The sequence below is a fragment of the Colwellia sp. RE-S-Sl-9 genome, assembly GCF_048296855.1.
Taxonomy (GTDB): Bacteria; Pseudomonadota; Gammaproteobacteria; order Enterobacterales; family Alteromonadaceae; genus Pseudocolwellia.
Map to the genome: position 1 here is coordinate 3020728 of NZ_CP182631.1, position 15888 is coordinate 3036615.

The 15888-nt window shown below is 37.0% G+C and carries 15 protein-coding genes; 2 read left to right on the forward strand and 13 right to left on the reverse strand.

Translation table 11 applies throughout. From position 1 onward, the window contains the following. Positions 1 to 2 precede the first annotated feature (2 nt). The 11 genes from ACM9HF_RS13025 to ACM9HF_RS13075 form a co-directional block, all read right to left on the reverse strand. Complete coding sequence (locus tag ACM9HF_RS13025; RefSeq protein WP_473609181.1) at positions 3 to 254, reverse strand: hypothetical protein; 252 nt, start codon at positions 252 to 254, stop codon at positions 3 to 5. Then, positions 238 to 732, reverse strand: a complete 495-nt coding sequence (locus ACM9HF_RS13030; RefSeq protein ID WP_473618303.1) for a peroxiredoxin — start codon at positions 730 to 732, stop codon at positions 238 to 240. Before ACM9HF_RS13030 ends, ACM9HF_RS13025 begins: the two co-directional genes overlap by 17 nt. A 49-nt stretch (positions 733 to 781) precedes the next feature. Next, complete coding sequence (recG, locus tag ACM9HF_RS13035; protein ID WP_473618304.1) at positions 782 to 2860, reverse strand: ATP-dependent DNA helicase RecG; 2079 nt, start codon at positions 2858 to 2860, stop codon at positions 782 to 784. A 52-nt stretch (positions 2861 to 2912) separates the two neighbouring features. Next, entirely contained in the window at positions 2913 to 3620 is a 708-nt protein-coding gene (trmH, locus tag ACM9HF_RS13040; protein ID WP_473609184.1) for a tRNA (guanosine(18)-2'-O)-methyltransferase TrmH, read from the reverse strand. 45 nt (positions 3621 to 3665) lie between these two features. Continuing rightward, a complete protein-coding gene (locus tag ACM9HF_RS13045; RefSeq protein ID WP_076417484.1) occupies positions 3666 to 4055 on the reverse strand; it encodes a RidA family protein in 390 nt (129 codons plus the stop codon). A gap of 50 nt (positions 4056 to 4105) precedes the next feature. Beyond that, entirely contained in the window at positions 4106 to 6223 is a 2118-nt protein-coding gene (gene spoT / locus ACM9HF_RS13050) for a bifunctional GTP diphosphokinase/guanosine-3',5'-bis pyrophosphate 3'-pyrophosphohydrolase (RefSeq protein WP_473609189.1), read from the reverse strand. Positions 6224 to 6517: 294 nt separating this feature from the next. Beyond that, positions 6518 to 6796, reverse strand: a complete 279-nt coding sequence (gene rpoZ, locus ACM9HF_RS13055; protein WP_077339847.1) for a DNA-directed RNA polymerase subunit omega — start codon at positions 6794 to 6796, stop codon at positions 6518 to 6520. A 108-nt stretch (positions 6797 to 6904) separates the two neighbouring features. Further along, a complete protein-coding gene (gene gmk / locus ACM9HF_RS13060; protein ID WP_473609196.1) occupies positions 6905 to 7531 on the reverse strand; it encodes a guanylate kinase in 627 nt (208 codons plus the stop codon). Between the two features lie 168 nt (positions 7532 to 7699). Continuing rightward, positions 7700 to 9535: a putative bifunctional diguanylate cyclase/phosphodiesterase gene (locus ACM9HF_RS13065; protein ID WP_473609199.1), complete on the reverse strand. Its 1836-nt coding sequence runs from the start codon at positions 9533 to 9535 to the stop codon at positions 7700 to 7702. 92 nt (positions 9536 to 9627) lie between these two features. Beyond that, positions 9628 to 10575 (reverse strand): response regulator, encoded by a 948-nt coding sequence (locus ACM9HF_RS13070; protein ID WP_473609203.1) that lies wholly within the window; start codon positions 10573 to 10575, stop codon positions 9628 to 9630. A gap of 87 nt (positions 10576 to 10662) precedes the next feature. Then, positions 10663 to 11139, reverse strand: a complete 477-nt coding sequence (locus tag ACM9HF_RS13075) for a LabA-like NYN domain-containing protein (RefSeq protein ID WP_473609207.1) — start codon at positions 11137 to 11139, stop codon at positions 10663 to 10665. 160 nt (positions 11140 to 11299) lie between these two features. On the opposite strand from ACM9HF_RS13075, the gene plsB reads away from it, so the two are divergent. After that, entirely contained in the window at positions 11300 to 13741 is a 2442-nt protein-coding gene (gene plsB / locus ACM9HF_RS13080) for a glycerol-3-phosphate 1-O-acyltransferase PlsB (protein ID WP_473609211.1), read from the forward strand. A 9-nt stretch (positions 13742 to 13750) separates the two neighbouring features. On the opposite strand, the gene ubiA is transcribed toward plsB, so the two are convergent. Together ubiA and ACM9HF_RS13090 are read right to left on the reverse strand one after the other, a co-directional pair. Further along, positions 13751 to 14611: a 4-hydroxybenzoate octaprenyltransferase gene (gene ubiA, locus ACM9HF_RS13085; RefSeq protein ID WP_473609215.1), complete on the reverse strand. Its 861-nt coding sequence runs from the start codon at positions 14609 to 14611 to the stop codon at positions 13751 to 13753. 16 nt (positions 14612 to 14627) lie between these two features. Further along, complete coding sequence (locus ACM9HF_RS13090; protein ID WP_473609219.1) at positions 14628 to 15245, reverse strand: chorismate--pyruvate lyase family protein; 618 nt, start codon at positions 15243 to 15245, stop codon at positions 14628 to 14630. Positions 15246 to 15439: 194 nt separating this feature from the next. Between ACM9HF_RS13090 and ACM9HF_RS13095 the strand changes: the two genes are divergently transcribed. Then, on the forward strand, positions 15440 to 15820 hold the full coding sequence (locus tag ACM9HF_RS13095; protein ID WP_089024863.1) for a flagellar basal body-associated protein FliL: 381 nt from the start codon (positions 15440 to 15442) through the stop codon (positions 15818 to 15820). Positions 15821 to 15888: the final 68 nt, after the last annotated feature.

Below are 15888 nucleotides of genomic sequence, written 5' to 3' on the forward strand. Positions count from 1 at the left end.
AGTTACTTAACACTCACTTTCCCACCAATAATCTTAAAAGCGGGAACACCACGAATCAGTGTTTCTCGAGCAAAGGTGCTATCACATGAAGGGCAAATACAGCTTTCGTTGGTAAAATCTTGAGTAATACGTTCTTTAAAACATTTGAGCAAAGTACCTGTACCACCTTTACGATATTTATAAAGCTGACTACGGCACTTTGCACAATAAACATTAACAGTTTTTGTGGGGCCTTTTTTATTCGGCTTGGCCACTTTTCTCTACATTCAATTCTGCTAATGTTGCAGCCATATCTTCTGCTGCTGTGGCTGGTTTTATATCTTCGTCTATTTTTAAAATAGTGCCGTCTTTTCCAATATAAAAAGTAATGCGTTTTGCAAAACCTAGCATGTGTAACACATCGTAAGCTTCTGCAACCTCTTTAGTAGGATCACTTAGCATAGGAAAGTCGGCATTGGTTTTTTTAGCGAAGTCTCGGTTTGCATCTAATTCGTCAACACTTGCCATAAAGTATTCAGCGTTAAATGCTCTAACTAAATGCCCTTTTTCTACTAACGATTTACATTCAATAGTACAGCCGTGTGTATTTGCTCTTGGATACCAAGCTAATACTACATTGGTTTTACCCAAAAAATCTTTTAGATTATAAAAGTCGCCCGTTGTGGCTTGTAGGTTAAAGTTAGGTGCTTTATCACCCACTTTTAAGCTAGTTGCAGAGGCATTAAAAGTCATTGCACTAACAATAATGCCACTGAGTAGCGCTACTGTTTTGATTATATTTTTAAGCATTTGAGTATTTTTCCTTGTTAGCTAACCATCGGTTGATAAGTAAGACCGCTTGTTGCGGATATTTGTTCCATAATAAATACGCCTGTTGCTGAACGGTAGGAATAAGATGAGCATCCCTCACTAAATCCGCTATTTTTAATTCAGCTAAGCCTGTTTGTCGTGTTCCTAATAATTCACCTGGGCCACGTATTTGTAAATCTTTTTCGGCAATAACAAAACCATCGTTACTTTCTCGTAATACGGCTAAACGTTTTGTTGCGGTTTTAGACAAGGGAGTTTTGTACATTAACACACAATGTGAAGCTACAGCACCACGACCCACTCGGCCCCGTAGTTGATGTAGTTGAGCCAAACCTAAACGTTCAGGGTTTTCGATCACCATTAAACTTGAATTTGGTACATCTACACCCACCTCGATTACAGTGGTTGCCACTAACAAATGAAGTTCGCCCTGTTTAAACTGGTCCATTATTTCTTGCTTTTCAGCGGCTTTCATTCGCCCATGTACTAAGCCTATTTTTAATTCTGGTAGTTGTTCTTGTAAATACACAGCGGTGTCTTCAGCCGCTTGGCATTGCAGTACTTCAGATTCTTCAATAAGTGTACATACCCAATAAGCTTGACGGTTATCTTGAGTACAACCTTCTCGAATACGATCTATCACGGCATCTCGTCGGGAATCAGGTAAGGCAATGGTTGTAATAGGTGTTCTACCCGGTGGTAACTCGTCAATAACAGAAGTATCGAGATCAGCGTAAGCAGTCATCGCTAAGGTTCTAGGAATAGGGGTTGCCGTCATAATAAGCTGGTGCGGATATTTGTTATCAAACGCGCCTTTTTCTCGTAATGTTAAACGCTGATGAACACCAAATTTATGTTGTTCATCAATGATAATTAACACGAGATTTTTAAAAACAACGTCTTCTTGAAATAATGCATGGGTACCAATAACCAGCTGCATATTACCATTGGCCATGTTTTCTAATGCCAATCTACGGGCTTTTGCCTTGGTTTTACCCGCTAACCAACCGACTGAAATATTAAGTGGCGTAAACCATTTTTCGAAGTTAATGGCGTGTTGCTCTGCTAGTATTTCGGTAGGCGCCATTAAGGCAACCTGAAAGCCTTCACCTAGCGCGGTAAGTGCTGCTAAAGCGGCAACTAAGGTTTTACCTGATCCAACATCACCCTGTACTAAACGCATCATAGGCGTGCTATTGGCTAAGTCTGTACGTATTTCGTTTGCCACACGTGTTTGTGCATTTGTGGGTTCGAACGGTAAGCTCGCGAGAAATTGTTGATTTAGGCTTTCGTTTACGGTTAAAGGAAAAGCATTTTCTTTATCTACCGACTGCCTTAATTTAAGCATACTTAAATTATGGGCGATAAGTTCTTCTTTAATTAAGCGTATTTGTGCCGGATGTTTGCCTTCTTCAATTTGTGAAATAGACGTATCTGGTGGTGGTCGATGTAGTGTTTTTAACGCTTCAGTTAAGGTGTATGACGAATCAATAAATTCTGCTGGTAACAGTTCTTCCACTTGGCCGCGTTCTAATCGTATTAACGCTTGTTCGGTTAAATTACGCAACGATATTTGCCTTAAACCATCAGTAGTTGAATAAACCGGCGTTAGTGTTTCTTCAACGGGGGTAAGTTCTACATCGTTATCAAGTGGTTTATATTCAGGGTGAACTATTTCAAAACTGCGCGCGCCTCGACTAATTTCACCATAGCAACGAATGCTTGTACCAATGGCTAAACTGTTTTTTTGATTCGCTGTGAAATGGAAAAAGCGTAAGTTAATAACGCCTGTACCATCGCTCAACGTAACCATGAGCATACGGCGTTTGCCTTGAACGATTTGATTATCGGTTATTTCACCAATGATGTTGGTATGTGTACCCACCATAAGATCACGTATTGTAGTGATACGTGTCCGGTCTTCATAACGAAGAGGTAAATGAAATAATAAATCTTGAAGTGATTCGAGACCAAGCTTTTCTAGTTTAGACGCTAAACCTGGCCCCACACCTTTTAATACAGTGATAGGCGTTTGCGCTAAATTACTAATACCCAGCCGAGCTTGAGTCATAAACTAGCGTCCTGATGCAGGTGTATCCATGTTAATCGTCGATGTTTTGCCATGCGTCTTTTGTCATTTGCATTTTTTGCCACCAATCTTCAGAAGCGACTATTTGCCCTTCTTCGTCTATTTGTGGATAAGGTAAACCTTTACGTTTACAGGCTTCAGCAAAAATAGGATGTCCGCCTTCAAATAAAACACGTTGACGGCGCTCTTCAGATAATCGAGGCTTATCGTAAAGGCCTGCTAACTGGCGTTGACGTTGAGCTTCATACAAAACAACCGCATTGGCTACTGAAACGTTAAGCGATTGCACCATGCCTACCATAGGAATAACAATATCTTGGTCAGCGAGTTCTAACGCTTCTGGTGAAGCACCGAACTTCTCTTGACCTAAAATAATAGCCGTTGGCTTAGTATAATCAACGTCGCGGTAGTCTACCGCCGTGTCTGATAAGTTAGTAACTAACACTTGCATGTTTTGTCGTTTTAGCTCAGCAATCGCATCTTTGGTGTTTTTATGTCCGTGAACATCAACCCAGTTTTGACTACCTACAGCACTACCACCTGAAACACGCATTTTATCGCTTTTCCAAACAGCGTGAACATCGCTTATCCCAATAGCATCAGCGGTTCTTACCACTGCAGCTAAGTTATGGGTTTTATGTACGCCTTCCATACATACTGTTAGGTCGGGCTGCCTTTTATCTAACAAGGCTAAAATGCGTTGGTGTCTTTCTGGTGTCATGCTAATACTGGCTCAAAAGGTAAATTTAAGGTTCACTACGTTTGCTTATCGAGTGCTTGGTAATTCCATAATACCATCTATTTCTATTTCTACGTCTTTAGGTAACCTTGCTACCTGTACAGCTGCGCGTGCGGGATATGGGGCGTCGAAATATTCGCTCATTACTTCATTTACTACAGCAAAGTTTTCTAAATCTTGTAAGAAGATATTTACTTTAACCATGTCGTTTAAGTCGCCACCTGCTGCTTCACATACGCTTACTAGGTTTTTAAATACTTGATGTGCTTGCTCTGCAAAGCCGCCTTCAACTACGGTCATCGTTGCAGGTACTAGAGGAATTTGACCTGAAAGATATACGGTATTGTTTACTTTTACAGCTTGGCTGTATGTACCGATAGCACTTGGTGCTGCGTCTGTAGCGATAATTGTTTTCATAAGTTAATACTCTGTTTATTTCTTTGTTTAATATGTAATGAATGGGATATTTATTTGTTACGGATAACGCGTTGTACATCAACCATAACTTTTATTTTACGGATAATATCTGCGAGGTGTATTCGATCTCGACAGGTTATTTCCATGTCGATAGCATAAACGCCAGGTTCTTTTTCACCTGAGTTTAATGAATGTACATTTGAACCACGGCGCGCAATAACATTAGTTAATGCGGCTAGGGCGCCTTGATGATTGATAATTTCGATACGTAGTTTAGCAATAAAATCACGGTCTATTTCTGTATCCCATCTTACGGGGAATAAGCTTTTTTGCCCATGACCTTTAATATTACGGCATCCTTGTTGATGAATAATCAATCCTTTACCTGGACTTAAATACGCTAAAATACCATCGCCAGGAATAGGGCGACAACACTTACCGTAAGTAACTACCATGCCTTCTGTACCTTTTATCGGCATTTTAGTTTTTGTGGGCGCATTATTAGCACCATTTAATTCGTTTTCTTCTGTGAATTCATCGGTTAAGCGGCGGGCAATCACAATACTTAGCGAGTTACCTAAACCTATACTAACAAGTAATTCTTTAAAGGTTTCATAGCCACTTTCTTTAATAACTTGCTGAACTTTTTCTTCGGCAATATCTAATAACTTGGTTTTTCCTAAAGCATGGCTAAGTAATCTCAGGCCTAGCGTTTCTGAATCGCTTTGTTCTCTTGAGCGTAAATAAGCTCTAATTTGTAAACGTGCTTTAGAGGTAACAACAAAATTTAACCAAGTGGCATTTGGTCTGGCGGCTTGCGAGGTGATAACTTCAATGGTTTGGCCTGAATCAATAGGCTGACTTAATGGGTGAGGTTTACGGTCAACTTTTACACCTACACATGAATTACCCACATCGGTATGAACCGCATACGCAAAATCGACAGGGGTTGCTCCCATGGGGAGCTCGATAATACGCCCATCAGGAGTAAAAACATAAATTTCTTCAGGAAATAAATCTGATTTTACGTTTTCGATAAACTCAAATGAAGTACCTGCACTTTGCTGCAATTCAATTAAGCTTTGCATCCAACGTCGCGCTTTCATTTGCGCTGTAGTGCCCGTATCGTCGCCCGCTTGTTTGTATAACCAATGTGCTGCCACGCCTTTATCCGCCATTTGGTCCATGTCGCGGGTACGTATTTGAATTTCAACAGGAATACCATGAGGACCAATTAATGCGGTATGTAACGACTGATAACCGTTAGTTTTAGGAATAGCAATATAGTCTTTGAAGCGAGATTCTACCGGCTTAAATAAGTTATGTACTGCGCCTAATGCGCGATAACAATCATCTATTTTATCTTCAACGATAATTCGAAATGCGTAAACATCCATCACTTCGTTAAAAGATAACTCTTTGTTTAACATTTTTTGATAAATAGAATATAAGTGCTTTTCACGACCTTGCACTTCGGCTTTAATACCACTTTCTTCAAGTCTTGAAGCTATTTCTTTGAGAATATTATTGATAATTTCTTTACGATTACCACGTGCTTGCTTAACTGCTGATTTAAGCGCTCTTGAACGCATAGGGTATAAAGCTTCAAACCCTAAAGTTTCTAATTCGTTCTTAATGTCGTGAATACCCAAGCGGTTCGCTATTGGGGCGTATATTTCCAATGTTTCACGGGCGATGCGTCGACGTTTATCAGGTCTAAGTGACTCTAAAGTACGCATATTGTGAGTACGATCGGCTAATTTAATGAGAATTACGCGAATATCTTGCACCATAGCAAGGATCATTTTACGGAAGTTTTCCGCTTGCATTTGTTCTTTATTATCAAATTTTAGCTTATCTAATTTACTCACACCTTCAACTAACTCGGCAACCGTGTCGCCAAATAAATCAGCAAGTTCTTTTTTAGTGGTGCTGGTGTCTTCAATAACATCGTGCAATAACGCAGCCATGAGGGTTTCATGGTCTAAATTCATTTTAGCTAAATTAATCGCTACGGCGACAGGATGTGTAATGTAAGGTTCGCCACTTGAACGCATTTGTCCTTCATGTGCTTCTCGAGCAACAATATAAGCTTGTTTAAGCAAGTCTATTTGTACTTTCGACAAATAACTTGAGACAAGATCTTTTAATGGTTCAAAAAGATACACTCACAACACCTTAAAAAATAATACCAACCAAACTAAGTTGTTTGATAGAAATAATCTGAATAACAATACAAGTAAAACAAAGAACAACACATTTGAATATATAAAATAAGTTAAATTAACTTAAGAAGTGATGATACATTTTGCTTTACAGCTAATAAAATAAGAATACGTTGAATTACTAACAATGCCAACGTTTTACTTGATGAATGCTAAAAATTAAGCATTAAAAAACGCGTAATCATTGCAAACAATTTATTACGCGTTTTTGGGTGGCTTACCTTCACTATGTGAAAGCTACTGGTTATGACCACCTACAATTGCAGCTACTGCCGCTAGTTCAGCAGATTCTTGTTGTATTTGCTCGTGGTGATCTGAATGGTCCATTACTTCAGTAGTAATTAAACCCGCTTCAATTTCACGTAAAGCTAATACTGTTGGTTTATCATTTTCTCTATCAACCAAAGGTTCTTTACCGCCAGTTGCAATTTGACGAGCACGACGAGATGCAATAAGCACCAAGTCAAAACGATTACCGACTTTATCTACGGCATCTTCAACAGTTACGCGAGCCATTTGGTCACTCCAGCATTTAAAATTTCAAAAAATAGTCGGGTAGTTTACTCGATCATACGCCCACTACGCAAGCAACTTGGCGTGATTTAATCATTAAAAATAAATTAATTAATCTGATAGTAAATCATCAAAAAGCGTTTGATGAGTGATCACTTGTTGGCTACGTTTTAAGCGTTGGTTATTTACAATCGTTGTTAAGTCAACTACCGCCTGATCAAAATCATCGTTAACAATGATGTAATCAAACTCTTGATAATGTGAACATTCAGATTGCGCTTGTGCCATACGCTCGTTAATAACCTCTTGGCTATCTTGACCTCGACCTTGTAAACGCTTTTCTAATTCGCTTTTAGAAGGAGGACAAATAAAAATAGTGGTAACACTCGGCTTTTTCATTCGAACTTGTTGCGCGCCTTGCCAGTCGATATCGAGTAAAACATCAATACCTTTTGCCAGTTGTTCATCAATAGCTGCTTCGGACGTACCATAGTAATTACCAAAGACTTCAGCATGTTCATAAAATGCTTTTTTCTCAATTAACTTTTCAAACTCGACTTTAGAAACAAAATGATAATGCTGACCGTTCTCTTCACCAGGGCGAGCATTACGCGTAGTGTGCGATACAGAAACTTGCATTTCTCTTGTTGAATCTTGTTTAAGTAGTGCTTTGATTAAGCTTGATTTTCCTGCCCCACTTGGCGCAGATAGAATGAATAAATTACCCGGAGTAGTCACATGACACCTTACTAATATGAGTGATAGCACCTGAAAACGACACTATTTTTATGGCGTGATTATAGCGAGGAATTGTCTATTTTCCCATACGAATTACGAGTAACCTTCAATTTTATTGAGGATAAAAAAGAGTAAACAGCCTGTTTATAAAAATGTTAGGAAATCCTGTTATCTAGCTAACGCGACCTTAAATCCTTGTTGATTATGGTATAGCTCTTCTTTAAATACTTCCCAATCTAGAGGTTTAGATAATAAGTAACCTTGGTACTGAGAACAATTAAGTTTTTTAAGGTACTCAAGCTGATAAGGCTCTTCTACACCTTCAGCAATAACATTCAACTTATACAATTTAGCGAGCGATAAAATAACATCTATCATTAACCCTTCATTGTTATAGTTTGGATCAATTGCCCAAATAAAGCTTCTATCTATTTTAAGGGTATCTACTGGGAAATGCTGTAGCTGATTAAATGCGGTATAACCTGTACCAAAGTCATCTAAAGACAATTTGTAGCCCATTTTTTTAATACGTTGTAATAGCTTAATACTTTTATAACCGTGATCAACCAAACTTGTTTCTGTAATCTCAAATTCAATCATTGCTGGTGGAATATCATATTGCTTTGCTAGCGCTTCTATTTTATTTGGCAGCTCTTCATTTTTAAGCTCTAAAGATGAGATGTTAATCGCTAACAAAAATGGTCTAAGAGTAAGTTCCGGAATTAGTTTTTCCATGTACTGAAAACATGATTCGATTACAAACAGGTCAACTTCCGCCACTAAACCATATTCTTCCGCTATTCTTATGTATGCTTCAGGTCCAATGCTAGAAAGTAAAGGATGATGACTTCTAATAAGAGCTTCTGCACCTACAATTTGTGTAGCTGTTGAATCATAAATAGGCATGAAATTTAGATAAAACAACTTTTGAGCTAATGATTCTTTAATCGCTAGAGACACATCATTTTTATGACTAACTTTATCGGCTATAAATTGATTAAAATAACCGACTCTATTTTTCCCTTGTTTTTTCGCTTCAAACATTGCGATATCAGCATAGTTTAATAATGTATCAGGTGTCATCAGATAATCTTGCGTTGAAGCAACGCCTATACTTACTTGAGTATCTACTTTAACGTCATCAATAACAATCGGGGCTTTAAATTCATTTAGCAGCTTATCAGCAAATAATCGTACTTCAGATTCTAGTGCTATTCCTGAAATAATAACGACAAATTCATCTCCAGCTAGTCGCCCCACTTTTCCTTGCAAAATAAAAAAATCATCGGTAATAGCATGAGTAACAGATAAAAGTTTTTTACTGATAGAGATTAATAATTTATCTCCTATACCATGCCCATAATTGTCATTAACACGTTTAAAATCATCTATATCAATAAAATACAGAGCTAATAAAGCATGTTCATCAACATTTTTTAATTGCTGCTGTAACCATGAATTTATATTACGTCGATTATATATCCCCGTAAGATAATCAACATTAGCTTCTAGCGTGAGTGCTTGTCTATGACGTGTAATTGTATTCGCATATAGATAAGACATGATGATAGTCATGATCAACGGAAACGCTACCCGCGCAACAACATCGACCTCCATGGAATGCGAAGAGGCAAGTATGACTAAAACGGCAAGAATTGAGCTAGTTATTAGAGCAAATTTTACCGAGTAATTAAAAAATATTCCTATAATGAAAGGGAAAGCAAAGAAAAGACCTTTAATCCCCAAAAAGTAACAAGCATAAACAATAAAGAAAGAAATACTGAGAACCAAAGCATCAAGCTGCCAAGTTATTTTTCTTCTCAAGTGATTTTGAAATAAAAGAAACGCCGTTAAAATCACATTTACAAGAGAAATAAGGCCGATATCAAACATGCCATAACGTAAATGGTACACAGCATAAAAAGTGAAAGGACATAGGCCAAGCAATAAAAAGACAGATAAAAGTCTTGGTTTAATATAATGACCTGTATTTTTCTCTATCATATCTCGCTACTTCAATTTCCCGAGTTTATACGTATAGCTGATGTCCTTTACTTTAAGAATGGTATCCTTTAAACAATGTAAGTTGTTTGAAATTAAGCAATCTTTAAATAATTTTTAATAATATCAGCACCATTACTTGCCTGAATAGGTTTAAAAATAAAGCCTGATATTCCATAGCCTGCACATTCATCAATGAGTGTTTTATCAGTAACTGAAGATAACATCACAATAGGTACATCAAATCCGGCACTACGAATGTTTTGTAAAGCTTGATTACCATTTACTTCATTCATAACGACATCCATAAACATAAAATCAGGATTCTGCTCTTTAACCATAGTTAAGGCTGTTGAACCGTCATCAGCTTCAATCACATTATTATAGCCTAGCTTACCTAATATATTTTTCAAGGCTTTACGGATCATTGAACTATCATCAACCAGTAATATTTTTGCATCAGTAGGTAAATCTTTAGTATGCGGGTTAGCTACACCTGTGCTTTCTTCACGTTTAACACCTGCCGATTGATAAGTAACACTACGAACAAGTAAATTAAAATAATAACGACCAACACCTTCAACCGTAATAGGCACAGTAACCACTTCTTTAACACCTTCTAAATACTTAGACATATCATTAACATCGTTAACAAAATAAGGGCTAGAAAAGTTATATTCTAAGTTATAGCGGCTATGTAAATCTGTGGCACGGCCTACAATGGTATTTCCCCACTCGGCAAGTGCGTTACTTAACTCTTCGTTAATTTCTGTAAACTCATATTTTTCATTCAACATGTGTTCACAAACTGAATTACCAATAGCGACTGCCGTTTCTGGATAATGGTGCATCATAATAACGCCATCAAGATTGCCAGTTACATTTGAACAAACCGCGTAACCTTTAAAGCGAAAGTCATCAACATTGTCCATAAAGGTATCACCAGAAGAACCAGCTAAATTAGTCATAGCTTTTAAGCTAGCAATAGATTCTGTAATAAATGGGTATAAAATGACTTTATAAATTGTATCAACTGACGACATCTAATATTCTCTCTTTTGTTATTATTCATAGTTAGAATATTACAAATTACTAGAGGAATTAATCGTTTGCAAGACAATAATTTTGAGTTATTTTTGTAATAGGCTTTCACTAATTTCATAAAAAGAGGTTGCTGCATTAATTAGCGAATTTGCTGTCAAAGTAGGCACACCATAAACTTGAGTTTCTACCTGATACGTTTTGGCGACTTCATTTAACAACATATCAAAGTCTCCATCCCCAGAAAGTAAAACAACAGTATCCACTTCTGCTGCTATTTTCATTACATCTATTGTAATACCAACATCCCAATCACCTTTAGCAGAGCCGTCACTGCGTTGAATATAGGGTTTAAGCTTTACATTAAAGCCAATATGTTTAAGTGCCTTTTGAAATTTATGTTGCTGATCGTCACTGCGTTGAATGGCATAAGCATTGGCAACGACAATATCCCCCTGATAACTTAATTGTTCCCAAAACTTTCTATAATTAAACTGACGCTGGTAAGCATCTCTCGTGGTGTAATAAATATTTTGCACATCTACAAAAACTGCAATTTTTTTCATGTAGGATCCATTTAATGAAAATAAAATGATTAATACCAAGCGGTTTAATAAATTTACCTGATTGATATTATGTATAAGCAACAGCTCATCATACGACTTTTTAAGGACAAAAAAACAAGATGATGATAATATTACCGCACTAAATTATTGAGTACACCAGATGTCAGCACTACGTTCGTTATATCATTACTTATTAAAATTTCCCGTTAAACTATTCGTAAAATGTAAAGTTATCCCTGACAATTTAGCGGATCAAAAACAGATAGATCCAGAACAACCCATTTTTTATGTGGTTAGGTATCAGTCAACCAGCGATGTTTTAGCATTACAAAGCGCCTGTAAGAAACTCGATTTACCTAATCCATTAAAAAAAGTCACCATTAATGGCAAAAGCTTCCCTCGTGTGTTCTTTTTAGAAAAAACAAAATCGGTTCTCCCTTGGAAAGCTAAAGCAAAAACTAATGCCATTGAACAAGGCTTTAATATATTAACTGAGCATGAATTAGACGCTGAACTAAACGCTCAAATGATCCCCGTTAATATCACCTGGGGAAGAACGCCAACCAAAGAAAAAAATACAGCCAATGTCGGCACTGTTATTGCTGACGAAGAGTCACCAACTTGGTTACGTAAAATATTTATTGTTTTATTTACCGGTAGAGACACGCTAGCAAGATTCAGCGATCCATTACATTTTAGAGACGTTAAAGAAAAGCATGGCGATAACGAAGCAACAGCTCATAAATTAATACGTATTGCACGCTTTCATTTTTATCGTCAAACCATTTCAGTCACCGGCCCACGGTTAATGCACCGCCAGCAAATGTTTACGGCAATGTTTGCTAACCCTGCTATTAAAAAAATTATTGCTGACGAAGTTAAAAGTAAAAATATTTCTCAAGCTAAAGTTAAAAAACAAGCGTTAGAAATAATGGACGAGATCGCTGGCGACTATCGTGAATCGATGATCAGTGTAGGCACCCGCGTACTAACTTGGCTATGGAAACGCCTATACAAAAAAATTGAAGTTAGTAATGCCAACACCGTAAGAAATTTAGCACAAGAAGGGCATGAAATTATTTATGTGCCTTGTCATCGCAGCCATATGGATTACTTACTCCTTACCTACATTATTGCGCAAGAAGGCTTAGTAACTCCGCGTATTGCAGCAGGTATAAATCTTAACTTTTGGCCCGCAGGACCTATTTTTAGAAAAGCGGGAGCGTTTTTCATTCGCCGAAGTTTCAACGGTAATCGATTATATTCCACCATATTCAGAGAGTACTTAGGTTTACTTTTTGAACGGGGCTATTCAGTAAAATATTACTCGGAAGGTGGCCGAAGCCGCACAGGGCGATTACTACCAGCAAAAACCGGCATGCTAGCCATGACCATACAAAGCTTATTACGCGGTATAGATCGCCCATTAACTTTAGTACCTGTGTATATTGGCTACGAACATGTAATGGAAGTAGGTACATACCATAAAGAATTAAGTGGTAGCGAAAAGAAAAAAGAATCTTTTTTAGGTGTTTTTAAAGCCATAAAAAGCTTACGTAACTATGGTAAAGGTTATATTAATTTTGGCGAACCTATTAATATTAATAAATTTTTAACAGACGAAGTACCGGATTGGAAAAGTGCAATTAACCCACTAGATCCACAAAAACCTAAATGGTTAACACCCACAGTCAACCTATTAGCCGATAAAGTAATGACTAACATTAACCAATGTGCCGCATTAAATGGCGTTTCGTTAGTGGCCCTTATATTACATGCAACAGACAACAAAGCACTGTCAAAATCAGAATTAGAATCCCAATTAGATTTCTTTTTAATGCTACAGCGTTCAGCCCCTTACAGCACCGAATTAACGGTTCCGCCAGAGTCAGGTGCCGAATTATTAGCAGAAGTTATTGCTTTAAATAAAGTGACCGTAAATGAAGACAGCTTTGGTGAAATTATATCTTTAGACGAATCAGCAACGCTTGAAATGCGTTATTACCGTAATAATATTTTACACACTTACGTATTACATGCGTTTGTTTGTAGAGTATTAGAATGTAATGCGAAAGTCTCAACATCAACCATAGTGAAACAAGTTCAAATACTTCTGCAATTAATTAAGTCTGAGCTGTTTTTATGGGGTTCTGATGATGAAATGCGTACGAATATAGAAACCACGTTAAGCGTACTTTCTGAACTTAATATCGCACAGCAAAACGATAACGGTAATTGGTCGTTAATAGAAGATAATAACCTGCGCTCTAAAGCAAGAATATTAGCAGAATGTATTGATGAAACCATACAACGCCTTGCCATTATATGTTCACTGATTTACCGATTATCACCTATCGACAAAGCAAGCTTTGAAGAAAAAGTTGTTTCTATTGCTAAACGTTTATGTGTTTTAAACAATATTAGTGCGCCAGAGTTTATCGATAAAAAAGCTCAATCTATGCTGATCAGTTCAATGCAAAAACTTAAATACATTGATAGAAATGAAGACGGTCAACTCGTACCCACTGAATCGTTGAAACCTTTAAAAGATGTGATTATTAATTTAACTGATATTGAAGTACTGCAGAGTATTGCTAGATAACGGGTATATTTATAGGTGTTCTATAAAAATACCAATAAATACAACTAAGCCAACAAAATGATTATGTAAAAAAGCTTGAAAACACTTATCTCTTTCACGGTTTACAATCAAAAATTGTTGATATGTGAACAAGCCCGCACTAATCACTAAACATAATTGATACGGCCAACCAAAGGCCAGCATATCGCCTACCGTAAATAACAAAGCGAGCGTAATAAGCTGTAAAAGCAGAACGATGCGTTTGTCGAAAGATCCAAATATAATTGCGGTCGATTTCACACCAATTTTAAGATCATCGTCACGATCAACCATGGCATACATAGTATCGTAAGCAATCGTCCAACATAAATTAGCTGCAAACAATAACCAAGCAACTAAGGGGACTTCACCCGTTGAATCAGCAAATGCCATGATCATTCCCCAACTAAACGCGGCCCCTAAAAAGACTTGTGGAAAATGGGTAAAGCGTTTCATAAAAGGGTAAATAACAGCAAGAAACACTGCCACAAACGACAACATAATCGTATACGGCTGTAAGGTTAAAACTAAAATCAAGGCATTTAAAATCAAGAAGAAAAACAGAGTCAGTGCTTCAGTTGTTGTTATAGCGCCTGAAACTAACGGTCTATTTTCAGTACGTTTTACCTGACCATCAACTTTTCTATCGGCAAAGTCGTTTATCACGCAACCGGCACTACGCATAATAAAAACACCTAAAGTAAATACAACTAATAAGTGGTAACTAGGCATACCTTCTTGAGCAATCCACAGCGCCCAATAGGTTGGCCATAATAATAAATACGTCCCGATAGGTTTATCCATTCGAGTAATTAATTTAATGGCCTGCCACTTAGCTATAAATGCGTTCATATAATATCGGAATACTTTAATTATTGATTAAATGTTTTGGTAATGGTGCTGAAGCTAGCTCAATATCATAAGCGACAGATTCAGGTAAAAAAACCTCCGCCACCATAATAGGTTTGTTTTTTAAAACAAATACTGAACGTCGTCCCCACAAGGAACTCGTTTGAGATAAATTTAACGCATTTATTAATGGCGATAATGAACTAGACGCATTAAATGGGGCAACTTCAATGCACTTTCTGATCAAGTTAGGATGATTAAAAAGTACTTGCCCTAAAGATTGTTCACCTAATTCTGCTAATTTTTGTTCTTCGCCCGTTAAACTTTTTAATGGTAATAAACTGCGCGCAAAGACTTGTGGTTTGTCATCACAAAACAAAAGCACTTCACGTACTAGCACTTCTTCACCAGCAGCTATATCTTGATTAGCCTCAAGCTCACTACACGGTATAATTTGTTGGCCGAGTACTTCAACCCTAAAATGCTCACAATGGGTTTTTAAACGTGCCGTTAAAGAACTAGGATCAAGCAACCAATCTAATAATCCTTCATGTAAAGTATCATCAGAAGAATAGCTAGATGCAATGTTCCACTGTGTTTGAAGTGTTACTGGGAATAAATGTGAATGAAGGCTCATAGCAAAAAATATTGAATTAAAAAACGCTTTATCATATCAGGATTTACCACTTCATACCTAGTAGCTCAGTATTTAATTAAAACAGAATGAACAACTTAAACGCGCTAAATTGAATTATTTATTTAAAAAACATAGTAAAGCAGGTTAATCTATACTGTAATTAACCCTATTTGTATAAAGAGAGCCTTTCTGTAATGAAAAAGCTAATTTTAGCCCTTTGCTGCTTACTACCCTTTTCTCCGATTAAAGCGGCTGATTATGCATATTATGGCTTTGAGCCTTCTATTATCACCAATTACATCGCTGTAAAAAAGAAAATGGGCTACGTAAGAATTAGCGTTGAATTGATGATTGAGAACTCTTCAAACTTTGAAATAGTTGAACATCATGCGCCATTACTCCGCGACGCTATTATTACCATTATTGGTCAGCAGCCTGAATCTAAAATAAAGTCGATTAACGGCCGACATGAAATACAGCGATTATGCGAAGATAAAGTAAAAGAATTACTAAAAAAAGAAACCGGCGGAACGTTAATTAAAAAACTATTGTTTACCCAATGGTTAAGTGAATAAGTTTTTATTTGCATGATGCTAAAAAGAAAGGGTGATATTTACAAAAATATCACCCTTTTTATTAACCT